Here is a 5,142-nt window from a genome sequence, read left to right as displayed (position 1 = left end):
CCGTGTAGTGCATACCGGTCGCGGCGCCGCCCATCAGCAGCCCGCCCGCCAGGCTGGCGCCGAGGCCGCGGTGCGCGGCGACCGCCCACAGCGCGGTGACGGCCGCGGCGACGGCGATCAGGACGGACAGCACGACGGTCACCGTGTCGTATTCGAGGTGTCCGCGCAGCCGGAGCCCCGCCATGCAGAGGAAGTGCATGGTGGCGATGCCGAGCCCGGTGACGGTGCCGCCGGTGGCCAGTCCCATCGGGGTCGAGCCGCGCCGGCCCACGATGAAGATCCCGATCCCGATCATGAGGGTGCCCACACCGAGCCCGGCGAAGACCGTGGGTCCGTCGTAGTCGACGGGCACCTCGGCGACGGTGAACCCCATCATCGCGATGAAGTGCATCGTCCAGACCCCGCAGCCGATGGACGCCGCGCCCAGCAGGAGCGCGGCGGGCTTCCACGGCCGCCGCTCGCGCAGGGGTCTCGCGGTTCGGCGCAGACCGAGAGCCGCGCCCAGGCACGCCATGAGAAAGGCGGCCACCGGCGTGACGAGGCCGTAGCTGAATCCGTCGACTGTGCCCTGCATAGCGATAGGCCCTTCACCCCTGTTGGTCGTGCTGTCCCTGCTGCCCGTGCCGTCCGTGCGCGAGTGCCGGTCCGGCGAGGTTAGGACCGTGACCCCGGTAAGCAAATATTCACCAGCGATTTGTCGACACGGACAGCGGGCCTGGATCTACGGCGGCCGGCCCGGCTGTCAGTGGCGCCGCCTACGGTGGTCCGCATGATCTCCACGAGCGATGACAGGCCGGCGCAGTCGGTGGAGTGGGCCGTCGTCGACAGCGCGATCGGGCCGCTGCTGCTGGCCGCAACCGAGCAGGGGCTGGTGACCGTCGTCTTCCACGCCACGGAACGGATACGTGACAAGGCGCTCGACCAGCTGCGGAACCGGCTCGGCGCCGAGCTGACCCGGTCGGCCACCGGCCGGCTCGCCGAGCCGATACGCCGGCTGTCGGCGTATTTCGCGGGCGAGCTGCGCGAGTTCGGGCTGCCGCTGGACTGGTCGCTGTCCACGGGCTTCAACCGCCAGGTGCTGCGCAAGCTGGCGGCGGGGGTGCCGTACGGCTCGGTGGTCGGCTACGGCGATCTCGCGGCGCGGGTGGGCCAGCCAGGGGCCGCACAGGCGGTCGGCGCGGCGATGGGGTCCAATCCGCTGCCGATCGTGGTGGCGTGCCACCGGGTGGTCGAGCGCGGCGGCGGTCTCGGCGGATTCGGCGGCGGGCTTGAGACCAAGCGGCAGTTGCTGGCTCTGGAAGGCGTGCTGCCGCAGCCGTTGTTCTGAGGCGGTCACCCTTCTGGGGTATTTGCCAGCTGTTGTCAGGTTTCGCCCGACCGGCCTAATGTGAAACGGAGTGCGTGCGCGTCATCGCAGCCGATTCATCGGAACCATCCACCGACGACACGAGCCGAAGGGACGGCGAGTAAGGATGAGTGGAGGAAACAGGGCGGTCGCATATCTCAAACCAGGTGAGGTGGAGGTCGAGAACACCGATTACCCGACGTTCGAGCTCAAGGACGGGCCCGGCGTGGCCAAGGAGAACGTAGGGCGCAGCCTCAAACACGGCGTGATCCTCAAGGTACTCGCGACCAACATCTGCGGCAGCGACCAGCACATGGTGCGTGGTCGCACCACGGCGCCCGCGGGGCTGGTCCTCGGGCACGAGATCACGGGCGAGGTGGTCGAGCGCGGTTCCGACGTGGAGTTCATCAACGTCGGCGATGTCGTGTCGGTGCCGTTCAACATCGCGTGCGGCCGGTGCCGTAACTGCAAGGAGCGCCAGACCGGTATCTGTCTGAACGTCAACCCGGCCCGGCCGGGGGCCGCGTACGGGTACGTCGACATGGGCGGCTGGGTCGGCGGTCAGGCGGAGTACGTCTTGGCGCCGTACGCCGACTTCAACCTGCTGACCTTCCCCGACCGGGAGGCCGCGCGCGAGAAGTTGCTCGACCTGACGATGCTGTCGGACATCTTCCCGACCGGCTACCACGGCGCGGTGACGGCGGGCGCGGGCGTCGGTTCCACGGTGTACGTCGCCGGAGCGGGGCCCGTCGGTCTCGCGGCCGCGGCCTCGGCCCAGTTGCTCGGCGCCGCTGTCGTGATCGTCGGCGACCTCAACGCGGAGCGGCTGGCGCAGGCCCGCAGCTTCGGCTGCGAGACGGTCGACCTCACCAAGGGCACCGTCGAGGACCAAGTCGCCGAGATCCTCGGCGAACCGGAGGTGGACGCGGCGGTCGACGCGGTGGGCTTCGAGGCCCGCGCGCACGGCGTGGACACGGCGGAGGCGCCGGCCACGGTGCTCAACTCGCTGATGGGCGTGACCAGGGCGGGCGGCGCGCTCGGCATCCCCGGGCTGTACGTCACCGACGACCCGGGTGGCGTCGACAGCGACGCCAAGTCCGGGACGCTGAAGGTCAGGCTGGGTCTTGGCTGGGCGAAGAGCCACACGTTCAGCACGGGCCAGTGTCCGGTGATGAAGTACCACCGGGGCCTCGCGCAGGCGATCCTGCACGACCGGGTCCACATAGCGAAGGCCGTCAACGCGACGGTGATCTCGCTGGAGGACGCGCCGCGTGGCTACGCGGAGTTCGACCAGGGCGCGAGCAAGAAGTACGTCCTGAACCCGAACGGCGCGCTGGACAACGTCAAGGCGGCGTAGCCGACAGCGTCGAGGGCTCGGAGGCGGCGTGGTCGGAGCGCCGCCGGAGCCCCGTCGCAGGCGGACGTTTGCGGGCGCCTCCCGCGCGCCAGGGATGGGACATGTCTGAGATCTCTGTGCAGCTGTCCCCCGAGGTGCGGGAGGCGCTCGCCGCGCGCCGTCCCGTGGTCGCCCTGGAGTCGACGATCATCGCGCACGGGCTGCCGCGCCCGCGCAATCTGGCGGTCGCCGAGGAGCTGGAAGCGCTCGTACGGGCCGGCGGCGCCGTTCCCGCGACGGTCGCCGTGCTGGACGGGCGGCCGCATGTCGGTCTCACCGAGGACCAGGTGGAGCGGATCGCCCAGGACGACTCGATACGCAAGCTCGGCCATCGCGATCTGGCGCCCGCGCTCGCCACCGGAGCGAGCGGGGCGACGACCGTCTCGGCGACGGCCTTCCTCGCCGCGCGGGCCGGGATCCGGGTCTTCGCGACGGGCGGCCTCGGCGGGGTCCACCGCGGCTGGACGGAAACCCAGGACGAGTCTGCGGACCTGCGGCTGCTGGCCAGGACCCGGATCACGGTCGTCTGCGCGGGGGTCAAGTCGATCCTGGACGTACCGGCGACCTTGCAGCGTCTGGAGACGCTGGGCGTGGGCGTCCTCGGCTTCGGCACGGAGTACTTCCCCGGTTTCTATCTGGCGTCGTCGGGCGAGCGGGTCGACTGGACGGTCCGTACGCCCGAGGAAGTGGCGGCCGTGATGGCCGCGCAGGACTCCCTGGGCGGCCCGGAGGCTGCGGTCGTCGTCGCCAACCCGGTCCCGGAGGCGGAGCAGTTGGACCCGGAGCTGCACGACCGGGTCCTGGCGGACGCGCTCGCCGAGAGCGGGCGGCGCGGGATCACCGGGCAGGCCGTCACGCCGTTCCTGCTCGCCGAGCTGACGCGGCGGACCGGCGGCGCTTCGCTGGAGGCCAACCTCGCGGCCGTACGCGGCAACGTACAGCTGGCGGCGCGGATCGCCGTGGCGCGCGCCCGGTGACACCCGGGCTGCTCGTCGTCGGGGACGTGGTGACGGATGTCGTGGCCCGCTACCGGCCACCGCTCGCGCACGGCACGGACACCGTCGCCGAGATCCGGACGCTGCCCGGCGGGGCGGGCGCGAACGCGGCCTGCTGGGCGGCCCGTTCGGGCTGCGCCGAGGTGACGCTGCTGGCGCGCGTCGGCGCCGACGCGCACGGCTGGCACGAGCGGGTGCTCCGCCGGGCGGGTGTACGGGCGGCCTTCGTCGTGGACGAGCGGGTCGCGACGGCGACGGTGATCTCGCTGGTGGACACGGCCGACCGGGCCGCCGAGCGTACGTTCCTCACCGACAGCGGCGCGGCCCTGCGGCTGACCGCGGCCGACTGGTCGCCGTCCCTGCTGGACGGGGTGGGCCGGCTGCATCTCTCCGGCTACCTCTTCTTCGCCGGGCCGAGCCGCCGGGCGGCCCGCGCGGCGATGGCGTCGGCGCGCGAGCGCGACATCCCGGTGAGCGTGGATCCGGCGTCCACGGGCTTCATCGGACAGCTCGGCGCCGACCGGTTCCTGACGGAGGTGGCCGGCGCGGAGACCCTGCTCCCGAACGCGGACGAGGCCCGGCTGCTGACCGGCCTGCCGGACGTCGAAGCGGCGGCGGCCGCACTGAGCCGCCACGTCCCGGTCACGGTGGTGACCCTGGGCGCGGCGGGCGCCCTGGTCGCGCAGGCAGGCCGCGTGACGGCCCGCGTATCCGCGCCCCCGTCGCGAGCCGTCGACTCGACGGGCGCGGGCGACGCCTTCACCGGCGCGTACCTCGCGGCGCGCCTGGCGGGTGCGGACCTCGCCGCGGCGGCGACCGCGGGCTGCCGGGCGGGAGCCCTGTCGGTCACACTCCCGGGCGGCCGCCCTCCGGAGCCGGACGGGTTCGCCGGGACTTAGCGGACGTCCGGGCGCGACCCCGACCGCGGCTCTCGGCGCGGACACCTCACGCGCTCAGGCCGCCCCAGGCCGGGTGGTCCGGGTGGTCCGTCCGTACGACCACGTCGGCCGTCGCGGACGGGTCCACCTCCTCCTCGTAGCGGGCGAAGGCCGGGAGGGTCCAGCGGTCGGCGGGGGGCGTACGGCGGGTGAGTGCGCCTGGGGACAGGTGCAGGTGGACCGTGAGGTCGAAGGGGAACCAGTGGCCCAGCAGCAGCGGGCCGTGTACCACCAGCACACCGCCCGGCGGCAGTTCGTGGCGGTCGCTGCGGGTGGCGCGGTCGGTGGCCGGGTCCCACAGGTCGGGCAGCACCCGTCCGGTGCCGCCCGGGTCCAGCGGTCCGAAGACCTCGCGCCACAGCGCGCCGGTGTCGAACCAGCCGCCGTAGTACGTGTCGGGGTCCTCGCGCCCGTACTCGTACCGCAGCGAGGCGGGCCGCAGGAATCCGCCGGTGCCGACCACCAGCA

At 72.9% G+C, this 5,142-nt stretch carries 6 protein-coding genes; 4 read left to right on the top strand and 2 right to left on the bottom strand.

The window, feature by feature from the left end:
- Nucleotides 1-574, bottom strand: a 574-nt coding sequence (locus HY68_RS20325) for an MHYT domain-containing protein (protein WP_041990889.1), incomplete at its 3' end; no start/stop codon positions are given.
- 195 nt (nucleotides 575-769) lie between these two features.
- On the opposite strand from HY68_RS20325, the gene HY68_RS20320 reads away from it, so the two are divergent.
- The 4 genes from HY68_RS20320 (at nucleotide 770) to HY68_RS20305 (ending at nucleotide 4,635) form a co-directional block, all read left to right on the top strand.
- A complete protein-coding gene (locus tag HY68_RS20320; protein WP_041990887.1) occupies nucleotides 770-1,327 on the top strand; it encodes a methylated-DNA--[protein]-cysteine S-methyltransferase in 558 nt (185 codons plus the stop codon).
- A 145-nt stretch (nucleotides 1,328-1,472) separates the two neighbouring features.
- Nucleotides 1,473-2,702, top strand: coding sequence for a formaldehyde dehydrogenase, glutathione-independent (fdhA, locus tag HY68_RS20315; protein ID WP_041990885.1), 1,230 nt, complete (start codon nucleotides 1,473-1,475; stop codon nucleotides 2,700-2,702).
- A gap of 101 nt (nucleotides 2,703-2,803) precedes the next feature.
- Complete coding sequence (locus HY68_RS20310; RefSeq protein ID WP_041990883.1) at nucleotides 2,804-3,718, top strand: pseudouridine-5'-phosphate glycosidase; 915 nt, start codon at nucleotides 2,804-2,806, stop codon at nucleotides 3,716-3,718.
- Nucleotides 3,715-4,635: a PfkB family carbohydrate kinase gene (locus HY68_RS20305; protein WP_041990882.1), complete on the top strand. Its 921-nt coding sequence runs from the start codon at nucleotides 3,715-3,717 to the stop codon at nucleotides 4,633-4,635. The genes HY68_RS20310 and HY68_RS20305 overlap by 4 nt, the downstream gene beginning before the upstream one ends.
- 46 nt (nucleotides 4,636-4,681) lie before the next feature.
- Here HY68_RS20305 and HY68_RS20300 read toward each other — a convergent pair.
- A partial coding sequence (locus HY68_RS20300) for a uridine kinase (protein WP_041990880.1) occupies nucleotides 4,682-5,142 on the bottom strand: 461 nt, incomplete at its 5' end.

Origin of the sequence: Streptomyces sp. AcH 505, from assembly GCF_000818175.1 — a bacterium.
In the GTDB taxonomy this organism is placed as follows: domain Bacteria; phylum Actinomycetota; class Actinomycetes; order Streptomycetales; family Streptomycetaceae; genus Streptomyces.
The sequence above is the reverse complement of the archived record's forward strand: the minus strand, read 5'-3'. Positions and strand labels throughout refer to the sequence as shown.

Bases quoted from the DNA above. Each gene is read 5' to 3' on its own strand.
- HY68_RS20320 (WP_041990887.1), top strand. From the start codon at position 770: ATGATCTCCACGAGCGATGACAGGCCGGCGCAGTCGGTGGAGTGGGCC.
- fdhA (WP_041990885.1), top strand. From the start codon at position 1,473: ATGAGTGGAGGAAACAGGGCGGTCGCATATCTCAAACCAGGTGAGGTG.
- HY68_RS20310 (WP_041990883.1), top strand. From the start codon at position 2,804: ATGTCTGAGATCTCTGTGCAGCTGTCCCCCGAGGTGCGGGAGGCGCTC.